Genomic DNA, 25,697 nt, shown 5'->3' on the forward strand with positions numbered 1-25,697 from the left:
CGTTGACGATACACCATCGTGTCGCGGCAGCCTGAGCGGCCTTTTTACAAGCGGCATGTTCCTGCTAATTAACAATTGACCTTTAATCTGGGCGTTGCAGAAAACGAAACAGCATGAAAACACCCCTCTTCCGCCAAGCAGCGATGACGTGACCCTACGGTGAGCCGCAATTGATTTTCAGTAAAGACCCGAAGACAAATCGCCTCTTCGAGATTGAATGCTTGCGCGGCTTTGCAGCTCTTTATGTGGTTTTTTTCCACGTGTTGCGGCCAGAGGTTCAGGAATATTCCTACATCCTGTCCATTCCCTTCCGCTTCGGGCAGGAGGCGGTCATCCTGTTTTTCTTGTTGTCAGGTTTTTCAATCAACTATTCCTGGTCGCAACGGCCAGAAAAGACTTTCCGCATTTTTGCCCGTGACCGGCTGGTCCGCATCATGCCGATCTTTCTGGTCGCACTGCTTGCCACCTATCTCTTTACCGCACTGGCAGCCCGTGAATGGATTGACATCGACCTCGGCACCTTTATCGGCAATGCGCTGATGCTGCAGGACCGCCCTCGCCTCGGTACCATTGTTGAACCTTACATGGGCAATCAGGCGCTGTGGTCGCTGTCCTACGAAGTGGCCTTTTACCTGTTCTATTACATGCTGGTGCGGTTTACGCCGTCGGCACACAGAACCGTCGTTGTCGGCATCATCTCGGTGGTGTTTTTCCTGATCATGCTGGCTTACCCCAATCAGCTCAGCCGCTTTCTGGCCTATTTCTGCATCTGGTGGCTGGGTGCAGTCATGAGTGAAATCTATCTTGGCCGCGCGCAGGCAAAGGAGTTTTTACTGGCGCTGCTGCCGGTTGCTCTTGTGGCACTCTGCCTTGCTCTTTTGGCCTCCAACAGCTATGTCGAGATTGATATCGGTTCAAGTGTGCTGTTTCCGTTTCTGGAACTTCGCCACTTTGCGGGTGCCTTGGTCATTGCGCTTGCCATGTTTGTCTGGTCGCTCAACGGCTGGAAAGGGTTCCGGCCGCTATTTGCGCCCTTTGCCTTGCTGGCACCGGTCTCTTACGCCGTTTACGTGCTGCATTTCCCGATCATGGCGGACATGCGCGAAAGCCTTGAACTCTCGCCCTGGCTGACCATTCCAGTCACCGCCTTCGTCACGCTGGTTTTCGCCATGCTGCTGGAAGGCCCGTTCCAACGCGCCATCAACCGCGCAGTCAAAGCCCGCAAACAGAAAATCAGCCTCACCAGTCAAAGCCACCAGACGCCTTGAAAAAACAAAGCACGGATTTGTTAGAGCTTCCTGCCGGTTGGTTGTCGCCGTCCCCGGAATCTGCCCGGCAATTTGAGCAGGAACTGCAACGGGAGTTGTGCCCGCAGCACGTGCTTTACAATGTTCCCGCACAGGCAGTTGGACGAAAAGACCGGCGCGATGATTTCCTCTTCAAAATTCCGGACAATTGTTTTGCGCAGGTGCATCTGACATGGCGACAGGAGACAGACCCGCTTTGGCCTGCAACAGATGTGTTCTCATCCTTTGAAGCGTGGAAAACATCTCTTGATGATGAGGATTTTGATTAAGAACACCAAAGCCTTGTCAGTGCAGTTTCAACGCACGGACAGAAGGTATTTCAGACCTTGGGTGAAACCGCGTGGCGCAACAGTCAGGTGATCTTCGTCCTCAAGCACAACTGATTTCAGTTGCAGGTTCGGATAGTGACGGCTTTTCAATGCCGCTTCGAAAGCCTTGTTATCCGCCACCATATCCACCGACTGGTTGTAGCGTCTGTCGCCTTTTCGCAAGGCTTCGTAAGCGCCAACATAAAGATAGACCTTGGCGCTCAAGTCCTTGTTGTTTTTCGCGTACATCTCTTCCAGCTTCAAAGCATGGCGTTTGTCATACCACAGCGACGGGCTACCAAGCACATAGCCGTTAAACAGGTCAGGCTGTGTCAACAAAATCTGCGCGCCCAGCAAAGACCCATAGGAGTGTCCAAGGAAAAACGAACCCGCAGGATCAGTCCGGTAACGGGTGGCGATGAACGGTTTGACCTGATCGGCCAGATAACGCTGATAGGCTTTTCCTTCACCATGCACTGCGCCTGCTGATGCCGTGCTCGGACCTCTAGGGGTCGGGGTATAATCACGCTGACGACTGACTTTTCCATCCTCACCCTTGGCATAGGACAGGCCAACAAGGATAAATTCCTTGATCTGCGGCCCCTCGACATTCAGACGACGGCCGATCTGCCGAATAACAGGGAAAGCGTAATCAGCATCCGTGACATAAAGCACGGGGTAACGCCGGTTTGGCTGGGTGGCATAGGACGGCGGCAAAGCAACAAAGACCTGGTAGCCGCGGCCTGAAACAGGATCAGGCACATCCCAGACCTCACTACCGACTATCTCATAGGCCCGCCCCTCACCCGCCTGCGCCTTTGGTGCTGACTGCGCATAAGTTTGCGTTGCGGTACCGGTAACGCTGACGCCAGCCATCAGTGCCGCCAGCAGGATATTTTGAATATTATGTCGCACGCGCAAGTCTCCGCCCAAAGAATGTCGATGCTGTCAGCCTCTACGGACGGATATGCGCGGCAATAAGACCAGACGTCTGGCGAATGAATTTGTGCTTAACAAAAACAAAACCTTGGGTTGATGACGGTAACATATATTAAGCCGATGATAAGCCATGCAAGTCGTGAAGTTCACCGCCGCACCGGGCTGGAAATGCAGGAGGGCTGCCATGTGGTCAGCCTTGGCCTTCATCCCTCCGGGCGCAGATGAATGACCACCATCGCGCCGCCCTCCGGGCGATTGCTGAATTCAAGATGCCCGCCATGTGCGGTTGCGATGGCCTGCACGACAGACAATCCAAGCCCGGTGCCGCCGGTTGCCCGCGATCGTGATGGATCACCGCGCCAGAAGGGATTGACGGCCACCGCGTCCATATCTTCAGGAAAACCGGGGCCGCGATCGAGAACACGGATAACCACGCTGTCGTCGGGCAGACTTTCCGTCTCACAGCGCAGCCAGTGGCCACTTTCGGCATAACGGCTGGCATTGTTGAGGAGGGCCAGCACAGCCTGGCGCACCCGTGATGGGTCGGCTAAGATCATTGCCGGTTTCAGTGCGGTTTCAATCTCGAACGTGCGTTCCTCCAGCATCGGGCGGGCCGCTGCAACAACCGCCTCCACAACCTGCGCCACATCAAGCGGCTGGCGTTGCATCACCAGCTTATGGCCAATCGCCAGCGACAGGGTGCGCAAATCCTCGACAATTCGCCCCAGCCCCTCCACCTGCAGCAGAAGGTCGGAGATAATCTTCCGCTCCATAGGAAACACGCCGTCAATCATGCCCTGCAGCGCCCCCTGTAGAATGGTCAGCGGCGTTCGCAACTCATGGGCAATGGCCATATTGTTGAAACGCAATCGCTTTTCCATTGTATCAAGGCTGGTGGCCAGCGCATTGAACGTCTCGACAAGACTTGAAACTTCCTGCGTATTGCTGGTGGAAACCGCAACCCGTGCTGAGAAGTCACCCGATTTCAGCGCCTCTGCCGCCACGGTCAGATCTTCCAGCGGCCGGGCGATGCGCCGCGCCAGATAGATGCCGATAATGGCGCAAACCAGCGCGGACAGCAGGCCACACACAAGGGCGGCAAGCTGAATTTGCAAATCGGTCTGCGCATCCTGGGCGTTCAGATGTTCCACAAGGATTTTGACGCCAGCACCATCGGGCACATCGCCTTCAGTCAATGCCTTATAGGCCGCTGCGGCCTCTGGCGGCAGGTTGCTGTTGATGGTGTCATCCAGATAAGCCGAATACCGGTTTACCCCGACATAGGCCATGCCAACGCTGAGCAACAACATGGTTGCGATGACAATGGCTGTCAGCGTTGCAAGCGACAGGTTTTTAAATCTCGGCAACCTCATAGCGGATCAGAAAACCGGTAGCCAATGCCGCGCACGGCGGAAAAGAAACCGGTTTGCCCCAACTCTTCCAGCTTGCGGCGAAGGTTGGAAATATGCGTATCGACGGTGCGCACCAGCGCGTCACTTTCTGGCAGGCACGCGTCAAGAATATCGGCGCGGCCAAATGCCTGCGTCGGATGGCGGATCATATGCGCAAGAATGCGAAATTCACTCAGCGTCAGTGTCAGGGCAATACGCTGCCCATCCTTGTTGACGAAAACCGAATAACTGCCGAAATCCACTTCAATCGCCCGAAACCGTCGTATTGTGTCCTTTCGCTCCCCCAGTGTCCGGCGCAACACCGCCCTCACCCGCGCCACAACCTCCTGCGGGTTGAACGGCTTTACCACATAGTCATCGGCGCCCAGATGCAGACCGCTCAACCGGTCCAGATCATCGGCCAGTGCAGTGACCATGATGACAGGTGTCGAACTGGTCTGGCGAAGGCGCGCCAGCACACCCAGACCATCCAGCTTGGGAATGCGTACATCCAGAAGCACAAGGTCCGGCTTTAGAATGGCATGGTGCTGCAGGGCGGTTTCACCATCGGCGGCATGCACGGTGCGAAAGCCGTCGCGCTGCAGATATCCTTCAAGGATCATTGCAATTGCCGGCTCATCCTCAACGATGAGAACAAGATTATTGTCCACTTTTGTCCCTGGCTATCATTTAGGTCTTACATTTGGCCGTCAAAGTCGCCGCGACTATGGGAAATAAACCGCCCTCACGCAATTCCAAACAGTCTCTTGATCGTCGGAAAACCCAATCTGAACAGGCCCTTGATCGTGTCTTCGCCGTTTCTTGACAATTGAATTTCAAATTCCGGCCACACACGGGCACCTGGCGTCACTCAATGGCGCAAGGCTGCTCCATATCGTTGAACTTACGTATCAGGCCGGCGGAAAATCTCACAGCATTTTCCGGTCTGTGCCGTGGCCCTAGGAATGACCAGCATGTCAAAAACCGCATCGGACTTTCTGTCCAGCGCGTCCCTTCAAAAACACCAGCCGACCACACAGACAGGTACGGAAAGGGCAATCAGCCTGCTTGGCACAGCCATTGTGTTGACCAGCTTTTTCTTCGTGGTCTTTCCCATGGTGGACCTTGCGGTATCACGCTGGTTTGCGCGCGGCTCGGTGTTTGTTCTGGCCGAGCAACCATTCCTGAAAGCGGTGCGAAACGTCAGCCGTGGCAGCGTCTATTATATCATCGGGGCCATGCTGCTGCTCCTTGGCCTCAACCTGGCTTTGCCGCGCAAATACCGGTTCTGCCCGTTGCACAAGCCACTGTTTGTGCTGCTCAGCTTTGCCGCAGGGCCGGTCATCATTGTCGAGACATTAAAGGCCCTGATTGGTCGCGCCCGGCCCCGCCACCTCCTGGAATTTGGCGGCAGTGCAGATTTTACCCCGGTCTGGCAGTTTGCCGCCACCTGCGCACGCAACTGCTCCTTCCCCTCAGGCGAGGCATCGGGCGCTGCAGCCGCTCTTTCACTTCTCGTATTCATCCCTGAGAAATTGCGCAGCATCGCCGCCCTCGTTCTCACGCCTTTCCTTGCGGTGATTGCGCTTAATCGCGTGCTGTTTGGCGCCCATTTCCTGTCTGATGTCATGCTTGGCTGGCTGCTGACCTTGTTTGCCATGGTTCTGATCTGGCGCTGGTTGTTGCCACAGCAACAACGCATCGATGCGTTTCTGACCCGGGCACGGGTCGTACCAGCCCGGCGCAGATAGCCCCGCAGCACCTTCCTCCCCAATCAACAACCACATCGAAAGACAAATCCGTGAGCACACTTCTTATCGAGAAATATGTCGATGGCATCTGCGTGGAAAAACTGCAGCTGCCCGTCACACCGCTGCAATTGCTGGCAAAACTTCTACCGTCAAAGGCGCGACGCGACATGTTGCGCCATGGTCTCGACATCGACGCCCTTCTGAACGACCCGCCAACCGCCTTCACCGAACAATGGCTTGATGTTGAGGAAAAGAAGGAGGCAAAGCGCATCCGCATTTGCCGCCAGTAACCGCCTTGGCAATCAGGGCATCAGGCGACGCCTTGAAATCCATGCGCCCCAGAACAGGCTGGCAAAAAACTGCGTGGGGTGTTCAAACCCGTTTTGTGTAAACAGCGTATCGACTGCCTCTTGCGAGACCGGTGGTTCGGCACCTTGCAATATCCGGTCCATCTTTGCCCTGATCTCGTCCGGCTGCGCGCCGGACATTTTCCACCGTCGCGCCCATGCCGCCATGAACAGCGGCCGAGACTGGTAGGCGCGGTAATTTCCGGCCACCACAAGCGGTGCACCGTCTTTCAGGTGGGCTGCCAGCTGGCGCATGATGTCACGCTTGGCGGCATCACCGGGCAGGTGGTGCAAAACCCCAATCATGATGGCGGCATCAAACACCGCATCGCTGGCAACAGACGACAGGTCACCGGCTATGCAGGTAACCCGCGCCGCCAGCCCGGCATTAGCAATGTTTTCCTGCGCCGCTTCCAGCATCGGTACGGACGGATCGACAGCCACAAACGACCAGTCGGGTTCCAGTCCCGCAAGGGCAATAATTTCACCAGCCGTGCCACCTGCCCCAACCACCAGAATGCGGGCCTGACTGATATCGGCGAGAGAGGCCGACACCATGCAGGCAGACAGTTCATGGCAGGCATCGTAACCGGCAAGCGCAATCCGGCTTTGGCGCGCATATTCCTCTGCGCGTGACTGATCAAATTTGGTGACGGAATTTGCGGGTGTGTCTGACATGACGGCAGTCCATTTAATGGCATGAGTGCGTTGTCATCAGTTTACCTCAATATCGATCAAGCCTATGGCTAAATGCATGATCGAACGTTCAAATCCGAACCAAAAGCATGACCGGCTGGCAGCCTTCCTGCGCACCTACGGTCTTCAAGCCCATCACGTTGAACAACCAGATATCGCCAATCTGCTCATTCTGGATGCGGATGGCGCAGGCGCGCCAACCCACCTGCTTTATATGCCGCGCAGCGCCGCGGCGCCCCTGCCGGGCACCACACTGCTGACCGCCGCTGTCATCGATTTCAACGGCATCATCAATCCGTTGATCAACACCCTGCCCGACACATTGTCGTTTGATCTTTCGCAGGAACCACACTTGCGCGGGCTGTCAGACCTCATCGTCACAGAAAGCCTTGAACGGCGCTGTGGCGGCGGCACGATCTTTGCCCGGCTGTGCGAAGTGGTGGTGGTTCTGGCCATTCGCAAGGCCATTGCCGCAGGCACCGTCAATGCCGGGCTGCTGGCCGGACTTGCGCATGCTGAGCTGCATGTCAGCCTGATTGCCATGCATGAGGACCCGGCACGTGACTGGCAAATCAGTGAACTGGCGCAACGTGCGGGCATGAAACGCAGCACCTTCATCGCAACCTTCAAACATGTGGTCGGCCAACCACCGGCCACTTATCTCACGCAGTGGCGGCTGTCGCTGGCGCGCGCGCAATTGCGCTCGGGCCGCAGTGTCAAATCAGTCGCCGCTGCCGTCGGCTTCGGCAGTGCGGCTGCGTTTTCACGGGCATTTTCCCGCGCCTACGGCTACGCGCCACGGTTTGAAACAGACATCATAGAATGCGCAGATGGCCGGAAGGGGCCAGCCACTCTGAACACACACCGGGCTTAAATGGCCTCCCATTCGGCTCGCAACATGCCCATGATAGCGGTGTCCCAGCGCTCGTCACCCACCTGAACAGACGAGCGCCGCACTCCCTCCGGCACAAAACCCACCTTGGCATAGGTGCGTATGGCCGGCGTATTCCAGGTATAGACGTTCAGCTCGACACGCTCGATTTCAGGGTATGAAAAAGCCCGTTCGAGAACCGCTTGCAGCAACGGCCCGGCCAGTCCCTTGCCACGATGATCCGGGGCAATGATCACCCGCCCGATGCGGGCAACGCCATGCCGCCAATCCATGGCCAACTGAATATGCCCGGCCAGTGCCTGATCAGCATCAACCGCCATCCAGCACAGGCGTTTGGGCGGCGTGCCAGACGCCTCGGCGCGCATCTGCTCCAACTGCTCGTCACTGACAGGAAAGGTCAGGTCGGGCCCGCCCCACTGCACAAGCTCTCGCTCGCTGGAAAGCCAGCTGCGCAACACGGGAAAGTGCGCAGGCTCAAAATCAATCAGTGTCATCATGTCCGCATTCACAGGTCATTTTCCGTTTTGCCACGCCGCGCCCGCTGGTGCTCTATCCACCAGTCATTCTGCTCGTCATCATAACCAAACAACATGCCTTCCATCCGCTCGTAATTTTCGCTCCAGCGGGCACCGCGCTCACATGCCTTCCACAGCAATTCCATGGCGGGTATGCGCCACTCCTCGCCCTTTAGCGTGTAATAGACGTTCCGGTAGCCTTTAACGGAAGTGTCGAAGAGACCAGACCGGTGCTCTTCTGGAATGGGAACAAAAATCACCTGCTTGTGCAACAGCCCTTTTTCCACCCACACATCAAAGGCATCTTCGCCATAGGCCTTGGCGGTCTCGCCACCGGTCAGGCGGGCCAGCTTCTTGCGGCCATCAATCATCAGCGGCAGTTCATAACGGGTGTGAACAAGGTAGGGCACCTCACGCAAGGACCCTTGGCCAATGCGCTGGTGTTCGCGCTCCAGCTCTATTTCAAACTCGGTCAGGCCGGTGCTTTCAGGTCGAAAATCCGTGCCGAAACGCTGATTGATGGCACGCAGCTCATCGGCATCAACTGTGTAGGAATCGACAAATGCCTGATCTTCTTCAAGATCAGCATCGATAATTGCGCCGAGCGCAGCCACATCATCCACCACAAACCGGCATTCCAGAACCGTGCACCACAGGTTCAGGTCAAACACACTGAGAATGAATCTATCTTGTGTCATCTAACGCCCACCATCATCCAGTTGATAGAAGATCAGTCAGCGTCGTTTGCAGCTTTCTTCGCACCCTTCGAAGGAATTTTAAAGCTTGCCCCGTTAGGCCCGACTGTTACCTCCGGCCCCAAGCCCATAACAGCCCCCAAGGCTGCAAGAGAGCTTACTTCCGCGTCCTTCTTATCGTCCACTTGAAAAAGCCCGGCACATGCACCTTCAATCCATCGCTCCGGAAGCGCGGCACCTTCCTTCGTCGTCATTTCCATCGCAGTTTCAATAACCCAGCTAGCGCGATTTATGTCCATGCCGTAGCGACGAAGTTGATGCTGATATTCAAGCTCTTCATCATGAGATTTTCTAACCATGTTAATCAGATAAAGAGCAAAGCCGATACACGTGGCCGATAGGATACCTCCACGGACTCCAAGGAACCATATAAGGTATGTTCTGTCTGGAATAGCAGGAGATATGCTAGGGTTAGCTGGCTCACGGCTCAGAAGCGAAATAAACTCCAAAAAAGTCTCGTAAGCAAAATATCCTGCCGCACCAGAAGCCAGTATGACGGCCCCAACCAACATTGTGAATTTTAGCTGTGTCGATATCGATCCCTGCGGTCTTACCAAAAAATCTTGAACCTGCGCGCTGATCTCCTCGCGTTGCTTTCGTCGCGCAAACATATGGTCTGATTGATCGAACTGCTTAAATCTCTCATCAAGAGCAACCTGCTCGGTCTTTATCCGATCCAGCGCTTCCGCTTCTCGGCGCCGAATGTCTTCTTCTGCGGTAAGTTGTTGCTCTTCAAATTGCTGCCGACGTAGTGCAGCGTCACTTTCATATTTGGCCCGCAGTTCTTCGGCATTTTCGAGCATCGCAACATGAAGTTGAGAAAGTGCAGCGGTCTCCCTGTCGATGATACCTATGGTATCCTTAGCCAACTCGCGGGCATCATTTACTTTCGGAAAAGAAACATGTTTCTTTAGTATCGCATCTGCGATTAGGACGTCGTCCAACTGCGCATGGCCAGATTGAGGAGAAAACGATATAAAGTCGTAATAGGCTGGATTTAAACCATTGTGGACGGTGCCACGGTCCATACCAATCATAAACTTTGTTGGATCAGAGTACCAAGTGAATGATTTAATGAAATAGGTAGCTCCCTTAGTTTGGATGATTTTTTCGTAACCATCTTCCTGGAGCGTTATTCCACCGATATCGATATTTAGACTGCTAGTGCCAAATGTCTCTTTCAATTCTACTAAAAGAGAAATAATTGCGCGGTCAGGTAACTTAGCGACATATAAATCAGTCATTCTGTGTGTATCCCAACGGGTTTGCACCAACTCTTACAGAATGCTCGCATAGCGCGCAAATGTCCGAATCGCCAATCAACTGTTTTTTTGCGCTTTTGTACCCTGCAAATGCTGACTAACATGAATTTTAGGTGGGTTCTTCCCTACACCAAATTCAACGTCGCCCAGGCAAGCACCACGTAGCGGCCGACCTTGGCGATGGTCACGAGCAGAAGAAACACCGGAAAAGGTTCGCGCATCACGCCGGCAACAACGGTCAAGGGGTCGCCGATAATCGGTGCCCAGCTGAGCAGCAGTGACCATTTGCCATAACGCTGATACCAGCCCTGCGCGCGCTCCAGCGATGTCTGCTTGACCGGAAACCATGGCCGGTTGCGGAAGCGTTCGATGCCGCGCCCCAGCAGCCAGTTGACGACGGAGCCGAGCACATTGCCGACGCTTGCAACTGCCACCAATATCCACACGGCATAATGGCCGGTATAGATCAGCCCCACCAGCACCGCTTCCGATTGGGCGGGCAAAATCGTGGCGGCCACAAAGGCGGCCATAAACAAGCCCGAGAGGGCAGCAAGTTCAGTCATCAGTGGTGGGACCATTCCGTGTGGTGGCTGTCGATGATGAAGGTATGGCGGTGGCGATAGACCCTGCCCGCCCCTGTGCGAAATGAAGGCGCGGGTAAATCGCGTCGGAATCGTCAACCATGCTCAAAGCTCGCCCGATGCCTCGCGGCGGCGCTGTTCCAACTCTTCGCTGTAACGGCGCAGCGTGTGGCTTTCGGTCAACAGGCCAACCGGCCGGTTCTCGATCTTGTTGTTGACGACTACAAGCGCTTCGCTTTCCGCGGCATCAAAGGCCGCTGCCGCCTGCCGCGCATTCATGGTCGGCAGCAAAATGTCGTTCTTGTAATGCAGGTAGGTTCCAAGGTTTATGGTCTCCGGGTCGCGGTCCATCGGGTCTGCATAGATTTCCGGCAGCAGAACCATGCCGGCATAACGCCCATCATCATCGGTCATCACAACGCGCTGGCTGGAACCCAGCGGAAACTTTTCCTTGAAGTCGGCAAGTCCCATGCTGACATTGGCCTTGCGAATGTCGGCACGCATCATGCGGCCCACCGTCAGGTCACGGATCCAGCCAATATCATGGGCGCTGCGAATGCTTTCACCGCGCAGATGAAAACGCCATGTGGCGAAGGAGTAACCGAACGTGGTGCGCACCACCAGCGATGTGGTCACAACGGCTGCCAGCACCAGCACGGAAATCTGGAAGTCCCCGGTCAGTTCCAGCGCCAGAAAGGTCATGGTCAGTGGCCCGCCAATAATGGCGGCGGCAAAGGCGCTCATGCCGATAACGGCGTAAACGATGGGCGCGGTCTGGCCGTAACCGATGAAGGGCACGATAATGGCAAAAATCTTGCCCAGCAGCGCGCCCATGAACAGTGATGCGAAGAACAGGCCACCACGGAAGTTGGAGCCGATGGAAATCGCACTGGCGGCGGCTTTCAGCAGAAACAGCCCGGCCAGCATGTAAATTGGCAGGTCGGCATCGATGTTGAGATGCAGCGCCCCATGGCCGCTGGACAGAACCTGTGGTGAGATCAGCGCAAGTGCCCCGACCACAGCGCCGCCCAGCGTCGGGCGCAACCAGGTGGGAATAGCGCTTTTGCGCGCTGTCTCCTCAATGAAGGATACCGCCTGCATGAGCACGATACCGATCGCCGCGCAGATAATGCCAAGAATGATGGCCGGCACATAATCCGGCGCCGTCACGCGGCTCGCATCAAACAGGTCGATTGTCAGGCCGTGGCCACCAATAAAACCTATGACGATGGTCGCAACCAGCGCAGAGACGATCAGCGGTGCCAGCGTGACAATCGTATAGGTGCCAATAATCAGTTCAATGGCATAAAACGCCCCGGTCAGCGGCGCATTGAAGGCGGCGGCAATGGCACCGGCGGCCCCGCAGCCAACCAGAATACGCATGTCGCCGCGCCGCAGTTTCAGCTTGGTGCCAAGCTTTGAGGCAACACCACTGGCAATCTGCGTGTAACCGGCCTCAAGGCCCACCGACGCGCCAAAACCGTTGGACACGATATTTTGCAGGCAAACCAGAATGCTGTCGGTCAGGGAAATACGCCCGCCATGCAGCGCGTTGGCCTCAATGGGGTCGATCATCGGTTTTTTGCGGGTTTTCGACAGAATGAAAATGATCAGGCCAAGCACCGCGCCACCGGCCATGGGCCCGACAAAAACAACCCAGCCCGAAAGAGTGCTGCTGCTTAACCGCTCAACCCCGAACACCAGCACATGCAGCGCCGTGCTCATCGCGCCAATCAGCCAGACAAGAAGACCGGCGGCAATGCCGATGATGACAGCCAAGGCCACCAACCCAAGTTCGCCACGCCGGAACATGGCGCGCAACCGGCTGGCGCGCACATTGTCGAAAAAGCTTGCCATATTGGGAGCACGGAAAGGCTTGGTCGACATGGTAGTCCTTCACAGGCAGTATCAGGGAGCGTTGACTTCAACCTCAAAACGCATCTGGTCGTAGGCCGGTTCAACATGATCAGGCGTTTCGCGCATCACGGTATCGTAATCCAGCGGCGTATGCATGTGCGTCAGCACTGCACGTTTTGGCAACAGCGTATTGATGCTTTCCAGCGCCTGCGACAAGGACAGGTGGCTGGGGTGCGGCTGGTATTGCAGCGCATCGATAACAAGCACATCAAGCCCCTGCAACTGCGCAAGGCTTTGCGTGGGGAAGCGGCTGACGTCAGTGCAATAGGCCACATCACCCATGCGGAAACCCAGCGAAAAAATATCGCCATGGTGTTGCAGATGCGGCGTAAAATCGATTGGCCCACCCTCGCCCGCAATCACGAATGTACCGGCCTTCGGGTCAATGATATTGGCCTCGATGATCGCGGGGTAATTGCTGCCCACGGGTGTCTTCAGGCAATAAGCGAAACCGTCGCGAATGCGGTCCAGGGTCGCCTGGTCGGCATAGATGGGAATACGCTGTCGTTGCAGCGCCCAGTACACCCGCAGGTCATCAATGCCGTGCAGATGGTCGGCATGGGCATGGGTGTAGATCACGGCGTCGATATGGTCGACACCGGCGCTGATCATCTGATGGCGAAAATCAGGCCCGGTATCGACAACGACGGTGGTCTTGCCGCCATCAGGCGCAAACTGCTCCACCATGAAGGCGGCCCGGCTGCGCCGGTTTTTCGGATTGTCAGGGTCGCAGGCGCCCCAGTCACCGTTGATGCGCGGCACACCGGGGGACGATGCGCAGCCTAGAACTGTAAAGCGTCTTTTATAGACGCTCATCCCAGCCTCGGCATTTTTGAAAAGCACCGAAATGCATTTTCTGTGGTGATGCGCGCCATCTCGGCGTAGCTCATGTCATGCACCTCGGCCAGAACCTCGGCGGTGTTGATGACATAGGACGGTTCGTTGCGTTTGCCGCGCCAGCGCTTTGGCGCCAGATAAGGCGCATCTGTCTCTACCAGCAGGCGGTCGAGCGGAACGGTTGCGGCAATGTCCCTGATGTCCTGCGACTTCGGGAAAGTCAAAATGCCGGAGAACGACACATAACCACCAAGCTCCGCACCGGTTTTTGCCAGTTCAGGTCCGGCCGAGAAACAATGCAGGATAAACGGAAAGGCACCCTTGGCACTTTCGTCTTTCAGAATGGCTGCCATGTCATCATCGGCACTGCGGCTGTGAATGACCAGCGGCAGACCGGTGACCCGTGCGGCCTCGATGTGGCGCAGCAGTCCGGTTTTCTGGTCTTCTGGCTTTTGCGTGTCGTAGAAATAGTCCAAACCCGCCTCGCCAATCGCCACGATCTTCTCATGGCTATTGGCGATCTTGATGAGTTCCTCGGCAGTTATGTCGAGTTCTTCATCTGCATTATTAGGATGGGTACCCACCGAGCAGAACACTGACGGGTACTTTTCGGTGATTTTCAACAGCTCAGGCAAACGCCGCACTCGGGTTGAAATCGTCACCATCTGCTTGACGCCGGCCGCATGCGCGCGCGCGATGATGTCATCGCGCTCCGCTTCGAAATCCGGAAAATCCAGATGGCAATGGGTATCGATCAGCATCTGTTATACCTTACGCTTCCGGCGCCACATAACGCGGGAAAACGGGTGTCGGTGCCTCAAGCGGTGTGCCGGGCACAAGACGTCCCGCCTCACCCAGTGCTGCAAAATCACGTTTGTCAGCCGGTGCTGCCACCAGATCAAGCAGCTTTGCGGTGCTGTCAGGCATGAATGGCTGCAACAGAAGCGCAATCTGGCGCACGACTTCCGCCGTTACGTAAAGCACAGTGCCCATACGCTCCGGGTCGGTCTTCTTCAGCGCCCATGGCTCCTGACCGGCGAAATAACGGTCGGTTTCAGACACAACGGCAATGATTGCCGCCAGTGCCTTGTGGATCATCTGCTTGCCCATTTCGTCGCGGCAGATTTCGAGCAGCGCATCGGCAGACGCCAGCATCGCCTTGTCTTCATCGGTGTAAGCACCCGGTGCCGGGATCTTGCCATCGCAGTTTTTGACGATCATCGACAGCGAACGGCTGGCGAGGTTGCCAACGCCATTGGCAAGGTCGGCATTGATACGGATGCCAATGCCTTCTTCGCTGTAGCTGCCGTCCTGGCCGAAGGAGACTTCGCGCAGGAAGAAATACCGCACCTGATCGAGGCCGAAATGGTTCACCAGATTGACCGGATCAACCACATTGCCGAGCGACTTCGACATCTTCTCGCCCTTGTTGAGCAGGAAGCCGTGGGCAAAGACGCGCTTTGGCAGCGGCAGACCAGCGCTCATCAGGAATGCAGGCCAGTAAACGGCGTGGAAACGAATGATGTCCTTGCCGATGATATGCACGTCGGCTGGCCAGTACTTGGCGCGTGGACCATCCTTGTCTTCAATGTAACCGGTGGCGGTAATGTAGTTGGTCAGCGCATCCACCCACACATACATGACGTGTGCGGGATCGTTAGGCACCTTGATACCCCAGTCAAAGGTGGTGCGCGATACCGAGAGGTCACGAAGGCCAGACTTGACGAAAGAGATCACTTCATTGCGACGCTCGGCCGGACCGATGAAGTCTGGGTTTTCTTCGTAAAGCTTCAGCAGCTTGTCCTGATACTCTGACAGCTTGAAGAAGTAGCTTTCTTCCTGAACCCACTCCACCGGCGTGCCCTGCGGCCCGTAACGCACGCCATCGGCGCGCACTTCGGTTTCGTCTTCGCCGTAATAGGCTTCGTCACGCACGGAATACCAGCCGGCATAGCTGTCCTTGTAGATGTCGCCGTTATCGGCCATCAGGTTCCAGATATTGCGCGATGTCTCGTGGTGACGCTCTTCGGTGGTGCGGATGAAATCGTCATTGGACGCATTCAGCAGCTTGCCCATGTCACGGAACTGGTCAGAATTGCGCTGCGCCAGTGCTTCCGGCGTAATGCCCTCTGCCTTGGCGGTCTGCTGCATCTTCTGGCCATGCTCGTCGGTTCCGGTCAGAAAGAACACATCACGACCGTCCAGACGCTGGAAACGCGCCATGGCATCGGTTGCGATCAGCTCATAGGCGTGGCCGATGTGCGGCTTGCCATTGGGGTAAGAAATCGCGGTGGTGATATAAAAAGGTGTCTTGTCTGTCATGACGGCTATCAGCTTTACACTATGTTTCCTAGGTAAACCGCTCATAGCCTATTGTTCGCACAAGCGAAACACCAACTTGGACGCGACGGGGCTTTTTATCTGACGGGAGATGACGTGAACCAGTGCGCAGTCAGCGCTGCATTTCCTCGAGAATGGAAAGCACAGTCTGCTTGCGGTCAAGGTTATAGGCCTGCGCAATGGTAATGCGTTCACCGATCGAGGATGATAGCCGGGCGTGATAGTCGGCCGCATGCAGGTCACCAGCCAGCGCTGCTGCCTTGGCGCGAGCAATCAGTTCCTCGCTGGCATAATCCATAAAGAAGCTCAAAACCGTGTCGCTGTCCTTCTGCGACAGCACATCGGCCAGCTTGTGCATGGATTTTCTGGCGGCAGGCCCGGTATTGCTCATGATCGCGCCAAAGGCTTCGATAATGTCGGCGCCGCCATAGTTCAGCAGTTTCAGCGCTTGCGCCACGCTGCCACGCGCCGCCGTCAGCAACTCGGCCTTCTTGTCGTCAGGCACACCAACACCAAGATTGGCCAGAGAGCGTTCCAGATTACCGTCATCAAGCGGGTTGAGTTTCAATGGCAGGCAGCGCGAACGGATGGTTGGCAGCAACTTGCCCGGTGCATGCGACAGCACCAGAAACATCGCCCGTTTCGGCGGTTCTTCCAGTATCTTCAAGATCGCATTGGCAGCGTTGCGGTTCAGGTCATCGGCGGGGTCGATGATCACGATACGCCAGCTGCCGGTGCCCGAGGTCTGCGAAAAGAAATGCCCGGCACGGCGCACTTCATCAACGGTGATCGCAGACTTCACCCGGCCGGTCTTTTCATCGACCGGACGCGACAGGTGCAGCAGGTTATGGGACGCACCGGACATGATCTGACGGCTGACGGCACTATCAGGCACGGGATCGGCAATCACCTCAGGCGCGCTGGCCGGATCAGGATAGGACAGAATATGGTTGGCAAACCGGAAGGCAAGCGTTGCCTTGCCAATGCCTTCAGGTCCCTCGACCAGAATGGCATGGTGGCCTTTACCGGAGCGGTAGGACGTTGCCAGAAACTGTTCAGCCTCGGCATGTCCGAAAAGTTTCGTGTTCTGCGCCGGTGGAATGGCACCTTCGAGAACGCCGGGAATGTCGCTCATTTCGATGCCTGCTTCTGCGCAGCTGGCGTGTTCAGCAATGGCTCAACCATCGCCCACACATCTTCCGCCACCTGTTCCAGCGGCTGGTCGGCATTGATCACTCGGCAACGACGCGGATCAGCAAGCGCAATATCCAGATAGGCTTCACGGCGCTTTTCATGCGTCTCGATCTCTTCCTTCTCGAAACGGTCAGGCACCGCACCGTCGTCAGCGCGTTTACGTGCACGTGCAAGGCCTGCCGCTGCGGGAATATCAAATATCAGCGTCACGTCGGGCATAAAGCCGTCGACCGCAATACGCTGTAATGTCTCGATAAAGTCCGGTTCAAGATTGCCTGTGGTGCCCTGATAGACGCGCGACGAATCCAGAAAACGGTCGCAAAGAACAACGGTGCCTTTTTCAAGCGCCGGGCGAATAACCTCTTCCACATGGTCGTTGCGCGCCGCAGCAAACAGGATTGCCTCCATGCGCACGCCGAAGGATTCTGCAGCACCGGACAGCAGCACATGGCGCACGGCTTCTGCACCGGTCGAGCCGCCCGGCTCGCGGGTGATGATAACGTCGAGGTCGCGCTCACGCAGTTGCTCTGCCAGCATGCGAATCTGCGTGGATTTTCCGGCGCCCTCGCCACCTTCAAAGGTTATGAACAATCCACGTTTATCGGACAATTTCAGCATTCCCGTTTGCTTGATCGGCAAATCATCAATTTTCAAGCATAGTTGAATATTCGGTGGGCGACCAGTCGCAACACCGGTGTTGTTATAACCAGAAGAACAGAAGCTCCATAAGCGCATCTCCGGCGTTTTGCGAAAGAGTACCCTTTTCCACAGACGCGGTTGTGACGAGCGGAACCTCGCGAAGCAAGCGGTCACCGGCAAAAATCTGCAAGGTACCGACCGTAAAGCCGGGTTCTACCGGCGCATTGAGCGGCCAGTGATAGACAATATTACCAGTCAGGCGGTCCGGATTGCTGATCGGCACGACAATATTGACCGGCTCTGCCACCGCAACATCAATCGACGACTGCGTACCACCGTAAACACTGACGGCACCCACGGTCTCGCCCTTGGCGTAAAGCGTGCGTTTCTGAAAACTCGTCAGGCCCCATTCCACCACACGGCGGGTTTCTTCAAACCGCACCTTGTCATCGGGCAGACCGGCCATGCCAAGATAGATGCGGCGGCCGTCACGCTCGGCGGAGGCAACAACCGCAAAGCCATTGGCCTGATCGAAACCAAGTCCCAACCCATCAATGCCGGGTGCAGCGCCCAGAACCGTGTTCTTGTTGCGCTGGTAGATCTTGTTCCACTCGAAATCCGGCTTGGTGAACAGGCTGTAAAATGCCGGATAGGTCTGGTGCAGGTGCTGCGCCAACACCACCATATCCTTGACGGTGGTTTTGTTGCCGGGGTCCGGCAGGCCGGTGGAGTTGGTGAACGCACTGTGTTCCAGCCCCAGCTCAACGCCGCGCTCGGTCATGCGTTTGGCAAAGCTGGCGTCAGAGCCGGATATGCCTTCGGCCAGAATGATGCAGGCATCATTGGCATTCTGCACGATGATACCGGTCAGCAGGTCCTTGACGGGGATTTGGGATTTCAGCGCCGCAAACATGGTGGAGGTGCGCGATGGCGCACCACCGGTGCGCCAGGCATATTCCGATACGGCATAGGTCTGGGTGGGGCTCAGTTCGCCCTTCACCACCGCATCCAGCACCAGATCAACGGTCATCAGTTTGGAAAGCGAGGCAGGCGGAAACACCTCCTCCTCATTTTGCGACAAAAGCACCGTGCCGGTTTCGGCATCGATGACATAGGCCTGTTTCGCCTTGACGGTAAAGGCGGCCGTCTGGGCATGCGCCACCACCGGCTGAACAACCGCACCTGTTACCAGAACGGCCAAAAGGCAAAGGGAATGGAGTGTGGTCTTACGCATGAAAGGCCCGAATCGTCGTCTCATTTTTGCGATGATACGCATTGAACCCTGTCTGGCGGTTAAAGCGTACCGCCAGATCAATGACCCGTGAACAGATATTACTGTCTGGCCTGCTTCTTTTTCACGAAGCTGAGAATGGACTGCTCGGTCAACTCACCACGATCGCCCGTCAAAACCTGCTGGAACACGGCTTCAGTCTTGGAGGTCGTGTCATTGTCGGCAGAATAGGCAGCGGCATATTTGGCAGATGGCAGTCTCAAATAGTTGCTATCCGGACGCTGCTGCACGAAGGGGCCAATTTCCGGCAGAACCATAAATTGCTCGTAGCCCTGCTGCGACTGCGCGGCAGGCGCTGCATTGGCAAACGGTGTGGGCGCCTGCAGCGTATGGCTTGGCGTATTGCCAACCAGCGATGTCTGTGCAGAGCCGGAATAGGTTGGATTGAAGGATGGCACCGGAATATTATCCCGTGAGGCGGACGCCACCATCACACCTGTTGCAATCTGCCCTTCAGGGTTCACAGCCGGGCTGCGCGACCCCTTCGGAATATAGGATGCCATCAGATACGGCATGTCATGGCCGTCCATGCGGGCGCGACCCACATATTGCACGCGCACATTGGCAGTGCCGGTGCGCTTCATGTCGAGAAGTTCGGCCGTCTTGCTGGAAACGTCGATGATACGGCCTTCATGGAACGGTCCACGGTCATTGACGCGAACAATGACCGAGGAGCCGTTTTCAGTATTGGTAACGCGGGCATAGCTGGGTAGCGGAAATGTCGGGTGCGCACCCGAGAGATGATCAGAATCGTAAACTTCGCCATTCGCTGTCAGGCGACCGTGGAAGGCAGAGCCGTACCACGAGGCCAGACCACTCTTGTCATAACCGGGATCTTCCTTCGGAAAATACCGGCGGCCTTTCACTGTATATGCATCACCGACCATGAAGCGCCCGCCCCCTTTGGGAACGTTTTTGCCCGTGGCCACGCGAGGACTTGCCTTCACGCCATACTCGGATTCGGAGAAGTATTCCTTGCTCCGTGTTTTCTTCTTAGGCTCGGATGTTGTTGAACAGGATACCGTCGCCACACACAAAGCTGCGACCGCGAAAAATCTTGCGCTCAATCCGAATTTATTGCCGTCAAAAGTCAAAACTACGCCCCATCCTGCTGTCTGGCCAGCTTCCACACTGGCCACGATGCTTGATGGTATTGACCTGCCACCAAGCGTCTAACAGATGCTTAATCTTGTGGACAACATGGCGAAAATGCGAGTCCTGATGCCTTTTTCGGTAAAATTGTATTGGTTATGGTTAGCAACAGGTTAATGCGGGCCGGTTTGAACGGCCTGCCGTTACGTCAGATTGGGTCAATATCACCCTTGGCCCACATCTCCTGCGTTTCCGCATAAAAGTCCTCAAAACGCCCCTCTTCGATGGACTTGCGGATGCCCTGCATCAGCTCCTGATAGTAGGCCAGGTTGTGCCAGGATAGCAGCATTCCGCCCAGTGCCTCGTTGGAGCGGGCAAGGTGATGCAGGTAAGCGCGCGAATAATCACGCGACGCCGGGCAGTTGGACTGTTCGTCCAGCGGGCGCATGTCTTCGGCATGGCGTGCGTTGCGAATATTGACGCGGCCACGGCGGGTAAAGGCCAGACCATGACGGCCCGAACGGGTCGGCATCACGCAATCGAACATGTCGATACCGCGTGCTACAGACTTGAGGATGTCATCAGGTGTACCAACGCCCATCAGGTAACGTGGCTTTTCGCTTGGCAGCACCGGCAAGGTGGTGTCGAGCATGCGCAGCATCACTTCCTGCGGTTCACCCACGGCCAGACCGCCAACAGCGTAACCCTTGAGGTCAAGCTGCTTCAAGCCTTCGGCCGAACGGATACGCAGTTCAGGAACATCACCACCCTGCACGATACCGAACATCGCCTTGCCTGGCTGTTCGCCAAAGGCCACACGGCAACGTTCTGCCCAGCGCAGCGACATTTCCATGGCGCGCTCGATTTCCCGCCGCTCGGCAGGCAGCGCCACGCATTCGTCCAGCTGCATCTGGATATCGGAACCCAGGAGACCCTGAATTTCAATCGACCGTTCCGGCGACATGTGGTGCAGGCTGCCATCGATATGGCTCTTGAAGGTCACGCCCTGCTCGTCCAGCTTGCGCAGACCAGACAGCGACATCACCTGAAAACCGCCACTGTCGGTCAGGATCGGGTGTTTCCAGCGGATCAACTCATGCAGGCCGCCAAGGCGCGCAACGCGCTCCGGGCCCGGGCGCAGCATCAGGTGATAGGTGTTGCCAAGAATGATGTCGGCGCCGAGATCACGGACCTGATCGAGATACATGGCCTTGACGGTACCGACAGTACCAACCGGCATGAAGGCTGGCGTGCGAATAACGCCGCGTGGCATGGCCACTTCGCCAAGACGGGCGCCAGCGCTGGTGGCCTTGAGGGTGAACGTAAATTTGTCGTGCATCAGTTTTTCCGGAAAAGCAGGCTGGAATCGCCGTAGGAATAGAAACGGTAGCCGGAGGAAATGGCGTGCGTGTACGCACGGCTCATCGTTTCCAGGCCACTGAATGCTGAGACCAGCATGAACAGTGTGGACCGCGGCAAATGGAAGTTTGTCATCAGCACATCAACCGCCTTGAAGCGGTAACCGGGCGTGATGAAAATGTCGGTGGAACCGGACCATGGCTGAATGGCGCCACTGTCGTCGGCTGCACTTTCAATCAGGCGAAGCGACGTCGTGCCAACGCAGATAATGCGCCCGCCCCGTGCCTTCACCGCATTGAGCTTGGCAGCCGTTTCCTCAGAGACATAACCAACCTCATGGTGCATGCGGTGGTCATTGGTATCGTCGGCCTTGACGGGCAGAAAGGTGCCGGCACCGACATGCAGCGTCACGAAGTGGCGCTCGATACCGGCCTTGTCCAGCGCCTGAAATAACTCTGGCGTAAAATGCAGACCGGCGGTCGGCGCGGCAACCGCACCTTTTTCCCGCGCATAAATGGTCTGGTAATCGGTCTGGTCCTGTTCATCTTCAGGACGCTTGGCCGCGATATAGGGCGGCAATGGAATATGGCCAACTGACGCAATCGCCTCATCGAGAGCCGGACCGGAAAAATCAAACAGCAGGGTGATTTCACCCTCCTCGCCCTTTTCCTCGACGGTCGCATCCAGTGTGCCAATCAGGCAGGCCTCACCATGCCCCTCACCGGTACCAGTACCGAAACGGATGCGGTCTCCGGCCTTGATTCGTTTACCGGGTTTGGCAAAGGCTTTCCAGCGCGAGGCACCAACCCGCATGTGCAGCGTCGCAGAAACCGGCGTTTCCGGCGCACCTTCGCGCAGGCGTACACCTTCAAGCTGGGCTGGAATAACGCGCGTGTCGTTAAACACCAGCGCATCGCCCGGCTTCAGAAACGTTGGCAGGTCAATGACGCTGTGGTCAGACAATTCTGTCGCTACGGCCCCCGTGTTCGGATCAACCACCAGCAGGCGTGCGCTATGGCGCGGATTGGCCGGGCGCAGCGCAATATTTTCCTCTGGCAGGTCGAAATCGAACAGGTCTACACGCATTTCAAGACTCTCAAAAAAACATCAAAACCCGCTCCGCATGTCTGCGAAGCGGGTTCTGCCGTTAAAATCGCAAATCAGGCTTCGGAAGCCAGACGGATCGAAACGATGGAATCAGGATCGCGAACAGGTTCGCCGCGCTTGATCTTGTCGACAACTTCCATGCCTTCAATAACCTGGCCCCAGACCGTGTACTGCTTGTTCAGCCAAGGAGCGTCGGTGAAGCAGATGAAGAACTGCGAGTTGGCGGAGTTCGGGTTCTGCGAACGGGCCATCGAGCAGGTGCCGCGAATGTGCGAGGTTGCGGAAAACTCAGCCTTCAGGTCCGGCTTGTCGGAACCGCCCATGCCAGCGCGGGCCGGGTTGAAGTTTTCAGAACCCTGCTTGCCGAACTGCACGTCGCCGGTTTGCGCCATGAAGTCTTCGATAACGCGGTGGAAAACAACGCCGTCATATGCCTTTTCCGCAGTCAGTTCCTTGATGCGGGCAACGTGACCAGGGGCAACTTCGGGAAGAAGCTGGATAACAACCTTACCCTTGGTGGTTTCCATGATCAGGGTGTTCTGCGGATCTTTGATCTCGGCCATTTTTATCTCCTTCAATCGGGCTTTCTGGCCCTGTTTCAGTTTTTGCCGACAGTGACTTTAATCATTCTGTCCGGGTCGGAAACTTCGCCGTTGCCGCCTTCGCCGCGCTTGATCTTGTCAACCGCTTCCATGCCGGAAACGACCTTGCCAACCACGGTGTACTTGCCGTTCAGGAACGGACCCTGATCGAACATGATGAAGAACTGCGAATTGGCGGAATTCGGGTTTTGCGAACGGGCCATGCCAACCGTGCCACGCTCAAACGGTGTCTTTGAAAATTCTGCAGGAATATCCGGCAGCTTGGAACCGCCAGTGCCAGCGCGACGAGCGTTAAAGCCGTTTTCCATATCGCCAAATTCCACGTCGCCAGTCTGCGCCATGAAACCGTCGATCACGCGGTGAAATGCAACATTGTCATATTCACCGGCCTTGGCCAGTTCCTTGATCTGCGCAACGTGCTTTGGTGCAACTTCCGGCATAAGCTGGATAACCACCGGACCATCCTTCAGCTGAATGGTCAGGAAGTCGTCATCGGCAGCCACCGCATTGGTAATGGCCGCGCCAAGAAAGAGTGCGCCAGCAAGGGCAAGGTGAAGCAATTTCATATCAAGCTCCGGAATTCATTAATGTGAACCAGGTCAACTCTGGCGTTTGAATTTACCACTCAGCGCATCAAGCACTGCGGTCGGTACAAAGGCAGAAACATTGCCTCCCATGGCAGCGATCTGGCGAACCAATGTGGCGGTAATGGGTCGTGATGCGCTTCCGGCCGGAATGAATACGGTCTGTATATCCGGAGCCATCTGCCTGTTCATGCCAGCCATCTGCATTTCATAATCCAGGTCGGTACCATCGCGCAAACCGCGCAGCAAAATGCTGGCGCCGTGTTTGCGGGCGGCATCCACCACCAGATTATCAAAGGAGACGACTGAAATACGGTGTGCGGCATCAGGCAGCGCCTGAACAAGCGAATCCTTGATCAGCCCTGCCCGTTCATCGAACGAAAAAAGCGGTGTTTTGCCGGGATGGATGCCAACGGCCACGATGACGCTGGATGCAATATTCAGCGACTGGACGAGTACATCCAGATGTCCATTGGTCATCGGGTCAAAAGACCCAGGGTAAAAAGCAACCGTCATTTCGCTCTCAAGCCAGTACGATGTCGCCGCCTTTTGTCATGGACAGCAGCGTATCGCAAGAGTTTTGCCGTTTCTTGCAACCATACACGCGGTTGCGACGCCATATTTGGGGCATCCCGCACAAAGCCGCAACCTGTGACGCCGCACTTACCCGACAAAGCAGACAAAATTCCATGCCCGACAGACATCTGAGGATAGCCCGTTGCCGTTTTCAGATACATGCTGAAGTCCGGGCAACATGGCTACAGACACCCCCTACCCACCAACCTGCAACAATGCGCCGTCCATAAGCGCACGCACCTCATCGAGGACATCGCCGCGCGTCACATCAACATGCGTGATCTGCGACGCCGCGTCGGAAAAGCGATAAAACTCATATTGGTTATCATTCACCTCGATCTCGCAGATAGATTCGCTCGAACTCCAGCAAAGACGAATGGTAGGCCAATATCCAAGACAGACCTTGTCGGGCACAGGATATCGATCCGAGGCAAAACGGATCAGCACACATGTGTTTTCAAAGGTGTCTCGTTGAATGTCGGACTTGGCAGCCACGAGTTCATGAACCGCCGATTCAACATCAGCCCATGAGGCAAAGACTTTTGGCAACGTTTTGATCTCGTTTCCGCGGACCGCGTCAATCATTCCCAATCCTTAATGCAAAAGCTTTGGAACTAAAACCAGTTCTGGAACTTGTTGCAGTGACCACATGACAATTACGCGTTTCATCTGTCAGCACCCCATGCTGAACGGCACATGAATGCATCATTCAGGGCCGTTTCAGCGCTGCTCCTCTACACCTGTCTTCGGGCTAGACGTTGTCGAAAGACATCATGGGTAAAGGGATTGCGTAACGTGATTATCGTGTTGGTTTTGGGTGCCATTGCCGTTTCGTTTGCCGTTGAATACGCGCTCTACGGTGAAAGATTTTAAGGCAGGTCTCCGAGAAAGATGAACGCCAGATGAACGGACCATTCAAGGAAGCTTCAGAGGCGGGATGCTAATCGATTTTTATGATGGCGCGAACAACGCGACAATGATGGGCAAAACGACCCAATCGAGGAAGGAATAAACATATGTTTATCAAGGGAAAACAGTCAACTTCGACGAAGATTGGCGCGATCAGCACAGCCTGGATGGTTCTGGTGTTTACCATGTTGGCCACCACATTTACCCTTTATGAACAACAAATCGAAAAACAGGGTCCTGAATTCCCGCAGGTTTCCTCCCGTTATCAATATATGAACTACTACTGAGGTAGGCGAGGAACATCGCCAAGCCTTTGTGGAGTACCCGGCTATGTTCGTTATCCTTACAGCACTTGCAGCATTGATAAGTTTGATGTTCATGGCCTCGTTTATTACCGCCCTGACAGAACTGAAGCGTGAACATGAAGAGGTTCGCGCCGTTCTGGAGCGTAACAAGCCATTTTAAGTTTGATCGACGCGAATCTGATCGCTTTAACGATGAAACAT

Annotated in this window: 30 protein-coding genes; 8 read left to right on the top strand and 22 right to left on the bottom strand. The window is 55.9% G+C overall.

Features of this window, described 5'->3' with window-relative positions; translation table 11 throughout:
* Positions 1–170 precede the first annotated feature (170 nt).
* Both PYL13_RS10785 and PYL13_RS10790 read left to right on the top strand, forming a co-directional pair.
* A complete protein-coding gene (locus PYL13_RS10785; RefSeq protein WP_275641319.1) occupies positions 171–1,268 on the top strand; it encodes an acyltransferase family protein in 1,098 nt (365 codons plus the stop codon).
* Entirely contained in the window at positions 1,265–1,576 is a 312-nt protein-coding gene (locus PYL13_RS10790) for a hypothetical protein (protein WP_275641320.1), read from the top strand. The genes PYL13_RS10785 and PYL13_RS10790 overlap by 4 nt, the downstream gene beginning before the upstream one ends.
* Before the next feature lie 27 nt (positions 1,577–1,603).
* Here the strand turns inward: PYL13_RS10790 and PYL13_RS10795 are convergent, their stop codons facing one another.
* The 3 genes from PYL13_RS10795 to PYL13_RS10805 all read right to left on the bottom strand — a co-directional run bounded on the left by PYL13_RS10795 (position 1,604) and on the right by PYL13_RS10805 (position 4,616).
* Complete coding sequence (locus tag PYL13_RS10795) at positions 1,604–2,530, bottom strand: alpha/beta hydrolase (protein WP_275641321.1); 927 nt, start codon at positions 2,528–2,530, stop codon at positions 1,604–1,606.
* Between the two features lie 227 nt (positions 2,531–2,757).
* Complete coding sequence (locus PYL13_RS10800; protein ID WP_275641322.1) at positions 2,758–3,927, bottom strand: ATP-binding protein; 1,170 nt, start codon at positions 3,925–3,927, stop codon at positions 2,758–2,760.
* Entirely contained in the window at positions 3,924–4,616 is a 693-nt protein-coding gene (locus PYL13_RS10805; protein WP_250985472.1) for a response regulator, read from the bottom strand. The genes PYL13_RS10800 and PYL13_RS10805 overlap by 4 nt, the downstream gene beginning before the upstream one ends.
* Positions 4,617–4,919: 303 nt before the next feature.
* Here PYL13_RS10805 and PYL13_RS10810 point away from each other — a divergent pair, with 303 nt between their 5' ends.
* On the top strand, positions 4,920–5,696 hold the full coding sequence (locus tag PYL13_RS10810) for a phosphatase PAP2 family protein (protein WP_275641323.1): 777 nt from the start codon (positions 4,920–4,922) through the stop codon (positions 5,694–5,696).
* A gap of 50 nt (positions 5,697–5,746) precedes the next feature.
* Complete coding sequence (locus PYL13_RS10815; protein WP_275641324.1) at positions 5,747–5,986, top strand: hypothetical protein; 240 nt, start codon at positions 5,747–5,749, stop codon at positions 5,984–5,986.
* Positions 5,987–5,998: 12 nt separating this feature from the next.
* Here PYL13_RS10815 and PYL13_RS10820 read toward each other — a convergent pair whose 3' ends face one another.
* Positions 5,999–6,721, bottom strand: coding sequence for a class I SAM-dependent methyltransferase (locus PYL13_RS10820; protein ID WP_275641325.1), 723 nt, complete (start codon positions 6,719–6,721; stop codon positions 5,999–6,001).
* A gap of 76 nt (positions 6,722–6,797) precedes the next feature.
* Between PYL13_RS10820 and PYL13_RS10825 the strand changes: the two genes are divergently transcribed.
* On the top strand, positions 6,798–7,613 hold the full coding sequence (locus tag PYL13_RS10825; RefSeq protein WP_275641326.1) for a helix-turn-helix transcriptional regulator: 816 nt from the start codon (positions 6,798–6,800) through the stop codon (positions 7,611–7,613).
* Here the strand turns inward: PYL13_RS10825 and PYL13_RS10830 are convergent.
* The 12 genes from PYL13_RS10830 to PYL13_RS10885 all read right to left on the bottom strand — a co-directional run bounded on the left by PYL13_RS10830 (position 7,610) and on the right by PYL13_RS10885 (position 19,849).
* Positions 7,610–8,128 carry a GNAT family N-acetyltransferase gene (locus PYL13_RS10830; RefSeq protein WP_275641327.1) on the bottom strand — a complete coding sequence of 173 codons (519 nt, stop codon included), beginning with the start codon at positions 8,126–8,128 and terminating at the stop codon, positions 7,610–7,612. The two genes, PYL13_RS10825 and PYL13_RS10830, sit on opposite strands and share 4 nt — an antisense overlap.
* Before the next feature lie 8 nt (positions 8,129–8,136).
* Positions 8,137–8,844, bottom strand: a complete 708-nt coding sequence (locus PYL13_RS10835; protein ID WP_275641328.1) for a hypothetical protein — start codon at positions 8,842–8,844, stop codon at positions 8,137–8,139.
* A 32-nt stretch (positions 8,845–8,876) separates the two neighbouring features.
* Positions 8,877–10,145: a hypothetical protein gene (locus tag PYL13_RS10840; protein ID WP_275641329.1), complete on the bottom strand. Its 1,269-nt coding sequence runs from the start codon at positions 10,143–10,145 to the stop codon at positions 8,877–8,879.
* A gap of 143 nt (positions 10,146–10,288) precedes the next feature.
* Positions 10,289–10,726, bottom strand: a complete 438-nt coding sequence (locus PYL13_RS10845; RefSeq protein WP_275641330.1) for a YqaA family protein — start codon at positions 10,724–10,726, stop codon at positions 10,289–10,291.
* Positions 10,727–10,849: 123 nt separating this feature from the next.
* Entirely contained in the window at positions 10,850–12,631 is a 1,782-nt protein-coding gene (locus PYL13_RS10850) for a chloride channel protein (protein ID WP_409515534.1), read from the bottom strand.
* A gap of 21 nt (positions 12,632–12,652) precedes the next feature.
* Positions 12,653–13,477 carry an MBL fold metallo-hydrolase gene (locus tag PYL13_RS10855; RefSeq protein WP_275641331.1) on the bottom strand — a complete coding sequence of 275 codons (825 nt, stop codon included), beginning with the start codon at positions 13,475–13,477 and terminating at the stop codon, positions 12,653–12,655.
* Positions 13,474–14,259: a TatD family hydrolase gene (locus tag PYL13_RS10860; protein ID WP_275641332.1), complete on the bottom strand. Its 786-nt coding sequence runs from the start codon at positions 14,257–14,259 to the stop codon at positions 13,474–13,476. Before PYL13_RS10860 ends, PYL13_RS10855 begins: the two co-directional genes overlap by 4 nt.
* A 10-nt stretch (positions 14,260–14,269) precedes the next feature.
* Positions 14,270–15,820, bottom strand: a complete 1,551-nt coding sequence (metG, locus tag PYL13_RS10865; protein ID WP_192491004.1) for a methionine--tRNA ligase — start codon at positions 15,818–15,820, stop codon at positions 14,270–14,272.
* A gap of 130 nt (positions 15,821–15,950) precedes the next feature.
* Complete coding sequence (locus tag PYL13_RS10870) at positions 15,951–16,973, bottom strand: DNA polymerase III subunit delta' (protein WP_250985481.1); 1,023 nt, start codon at positions 16,971–16,973, stop codon at positions 15,951–15,953.
* Positions 16,970–17,641 (bottom strand): dTMP kinase, encoded by a 672-nt coding sequence (tmk, locus tag PYL13_RS10875; protein ID WP_405049401.1) that lies wholly within the window; start codon positions 17,639–17,641, stop codon positions 16,970–16,972. The genes PYL13_RS10870 and tmk overlap by 4 nt, the downstream gene beginning before the upstream one ends.
* A gap of 91 nt (positions 17,642–17,732) precedes the next feature.
* On the bottom strand, positions 17,733–18,905 hold the full coding sequence (locus PYL13_RS10880) for a D-alanyl-D-alanine carboxypeptidase family protein (RefSeq protein WP_275641333.1): 1,173 nt from the start codon (positions 18,903–18,905) through the stop codon (positions 17,733–17,735).
* Positions 18,906–19,003: 98 nt separating this feature from the next.
* Entirely contained in the window at positions 19,004–19,849 is an 846-nt protein-coding gene (locus tag PYL13_RS10885; RefSeq protein ID WP_441296635.1) for a septal ring lytic transglycosylase RlpA family protein, read from the bottom strand.
* An 88-nt stretch (positions 19,850–19,937) separates the two neighbouring features.
* Between PYL13_RS10885 and PYL13_RS10890 the strand changes: the two genes are divergently transcribed.
* The gene (locus PYL13_RS10890) at positions 19,938–20,138 is read left to right on the top strand and encodes a hypothetical protein (protein ID WP_275641412.1); all 201 of its coding nucleotides are present in this window, start codon (positions 19,938–19,940) and stop codon (positions 20,136–20,138) included.
* A 124-nt stretch (positions 20,139–20,262) separates the two neighbouring features.
* Here PYL13_RS10890 and tgt read toward each other — a convergent pair whose 3' ends face one another.
* The 6 genes from tgt to PYL13_RS10920 form a co-directional block, all read right to left on the bottom strand.
* Entirely contained in the window at positions 20,263–21,393 is a 1,131-nt protein-coding gene (gene tgt / locus PYL13_RS10895) for a tRNA guanosine(34) transglycosylase Tgt (protein ID WP_192490999.1), read from the bottom strand.
* A complete protein-coding gene (queA, locus tag PYL13_RS10900; RefSeq protein ID WP_275641335.1) occupies positions 21,393–22,499 on the bottom strand; it encodes a tRNA preQ1(34) S-adenosylmethionine ribosyltransferase-isomerase QueA in 1,107 nt (368 codons plus the stop codon). Before queA ends, tgt begins: the two co-directional genes overlap by 1 nt.
* Positions 22,500–22,573: 74 nt before the next feature.
* Positions 22,574–23,083, bottom strand: a complete 510-nt coding sequence (locus tag PYL13_RS10905; RefSeq protein WP_192490997.1) for a peptidylprolyl isomerase — start codon at positions 23,081–23,083, stop codon at positions 22,574–22,576.
* Between the two features lie 35 nt (positions 23,084–23,118).
* Entirely contained in the window at positions 23,119–23,688 is a 570-nt protein-coding gene (locus PYL13_RS10910; protein ID WP_275641336.1) for a peptidylprolyl isomerase, read from the bottom strand.
* 33 nt (positions 23,689–23,721) lie between these two features.
* On the bottom strand, positions 23,722–24,222 hold the full coding sequence (gene coaD, locus PYL13_RS10915) for a pantetheine-phosphate adenylyltransferase (RefSeq protein ID WP_192490995.1): 501 nt from the start codon (positions 24,220–24,222) through the stop codon (positions 23,722–23,724).
* A gap of 255 nt (positions 24,223–24,477) precedes the next feature.
* Complete coding sequence (locus tag PYL13_RS10920; RefSeq protein WP_275641337.1) at positions 24,478–24,867, bottom strand: hypothetical protein; 390 nt, start codon at positions 24,865–24,867, stop codon at positions 24,478–24,480.
* A 431-nt stretch (positions 24,868–25,298) separates the two neighbouring features.
* On the opposite strand from PYL13_RS10920, the gene PYL13_RS10925 reads away from it, so the two are divergent.
* Together PYL13_RS10925 and PYL13_RS10930 are read left to right on the top strand one after the other, a co-directional pair.
* Complete coding sequence (locus PYL13_RS10925; protein WP_192490993.1) at positions 25,299–25,478, top strand: hypothetical protein; 180 nt, start codon at positions 25,299–25,301, stop codon at positions 25,476–25,478.
* Between the two features lie 43 nt (positions 25,479–25,521).
* Positions 25,522–25,656 (top strand): hypothetical protein, encoded by a 135-nt coding sequence (locus PYL13_RS10930; protein ID WP_256435727.1) that lies wholly within the window; start codon positions 25,522–25,524, stop codon positions 25,654–25,656.
* Positions 25,657–25,697 lie beyond the last annotated feature (41 nt).

Origin of the sequence: Agrobacterium sp. Azo12 (assembly GCF_029193765.2) — a bacterium.
Classification (GTDB): Bacteria; Pseudomonadota; Alphaproteobacteria; order Rhizobiales; family Rhizobiaceae; genus Agrobacterium.

Coding starts and splice junctions, on each gene's coding strand:
- PYL13_RS10800 (WP_275641322.1), bottom strand. CDS start 3,927: ATGAGGTTGCCGAGATTTAAAAACCTGTCGCTTGCAACGCTGACAGCC.
- PYL13_RS10810 (WP_275641323.1), top strand. CDS start 4,920: ATGTCAAAAACCGCATCGGACTTTCTGTCCAGCGCGTCCCTTCAAAAA.
- PYL13_RS10820 (WP_275641325.1), bottom strand. CDS start 6,721: ATGTCAGACACACCCGCAAATTCCGTCACCAAATTTGATCAGTCACGC.
- PYL13_RS10825 (WP_275641326.1), top strand. CDS start 6,798: ATGATCGAACGTTCAAATCCGAACCAAAAGCATGACCGGCTGGCAGCC.
- PYL13_RS10830 (WP_275641327.1), bottom strand. CDS start 8,128: ATGATGACACTGATTGATTTTGAGCCTGCGCACTTTCCCGTGTTGCGC.
- PYL13_RS10835 (WP_275641328.1), bottom strand. CDS start 8,844: ATGACACAAGATAGATTCATTCTCAGTGTGTTTGACCTGAACCTGTGG.
- PYL13_RS10840 (WP_275641329.1), bottom strand. CDS start 10,145: ATGACTGATTTATATGTCGCTAAGTTACCTGACCGCGCAATTATTTCT.
- PYL13_RS10845 (WP_275641330.1), bottom strand. CDS start 10,726: ATGACTGAACTTGCTGCCCTCTCGGGCTTGTTTATGGCCGCCTTTGTG.
- PYL13_RS10850 (WP_409515534.1), bottom strand. CDS start 12,631: ATGTCGACCAAGCCTTTCCGTGCTCCCAATATGGCAAGCTTTTTCGAC.
- PYL13_RS10855 (WP_275641331.1), bottom strand. CDS start 13,477: ATGAGCGTCTATAAAAGACGCTTTACAGTTCTAGGCTGCGCATCGTCC.
- PYL13_RS10860 (WP_275641332.1), bottom strand. CDS start 14,259: ATGCTGATCGATACCCATTGCCATCTGGATTTTCCGGATTTCGAAGCG.
- metG (WP_192491004.1), bottom strand. CDS start 15,820: ATGACAGACAAGACACCTTTTTATATCACCACCGCGATTTCTTACCCC.
- PYL13_RS10870 (WP_250985481.1), bottom strand. CDS start 16,973: ATGAGCGACATTCCCGGCGTTCTCGAAGGTGCCATTCCACCGGCGCAG.
- PYL13_RS10880 (WP_275641333.1), bottom strand. CDS start 18,905: ATGCGTAAGACCACACTCCATTCCCTTTGCCTTTTGGCCGTTCTGGTA.
- PYL13_RS10885 (WP_441296635.1), bottom strand. CDS start 19,849: ATGGTCGGTGATGCATATACAGTGAAAGGCCGCCGGTATTTTCCGAAG.
- tgt (WP_192490999.1), bottom strand. CDS start 21,393: ATGCACGACAAATTTACGTTCACCCTCAAGGCCACCAGCGCTGGCGCC.
- queA (WP_275641335.1), bottom strand. CDS start 22,499: ATGCGTGTAGACCTGTTCGATTTCGACCTGCCAGAGGAAAATATTGCG.
- PYL13_RS10905 (WP_192490997.1), bottom strand. CDS start 23,083: ATGGCCGAGATCAAAGATCCGCAGAACACCCTGATCATGGAAACCACC.
- PYL13_RS10910 (WP_275641336.1), bottom strand. CDS start 23,688: ATGAAATTGCTTCACCTTGCCCTTGCTGGCGCACTCTTTCTTGGCGCG.
- coaD (WP_192490995.1), bottom strand. CDS start 24,222: ATGACGGTTGCTTTTTACCCTGGGTCTTTTGACCCGATGACCAATGGA.
- PYL13_RS10920 (WP_275641337.1), bottom strand. CDS start 24,867: ATGATTGACGCGGTCCGCGGAAACGAGATCAAAACGTTGCCAAAAGTC.
- PYL13_RS10925 (WP_192490993.1), top strand. CDS start 25,299: ATGTTTATCAAGGGAAAACAGTCAACTTCGACGAAGATTGGCGCGATC.
- PYL13_RS10930 (WP_256435727.1), top strand. CDS start 25,522: ATGTTCGTTATCCTTACAGCACTTGCAGCATTGATAAGTTTGATGTTC.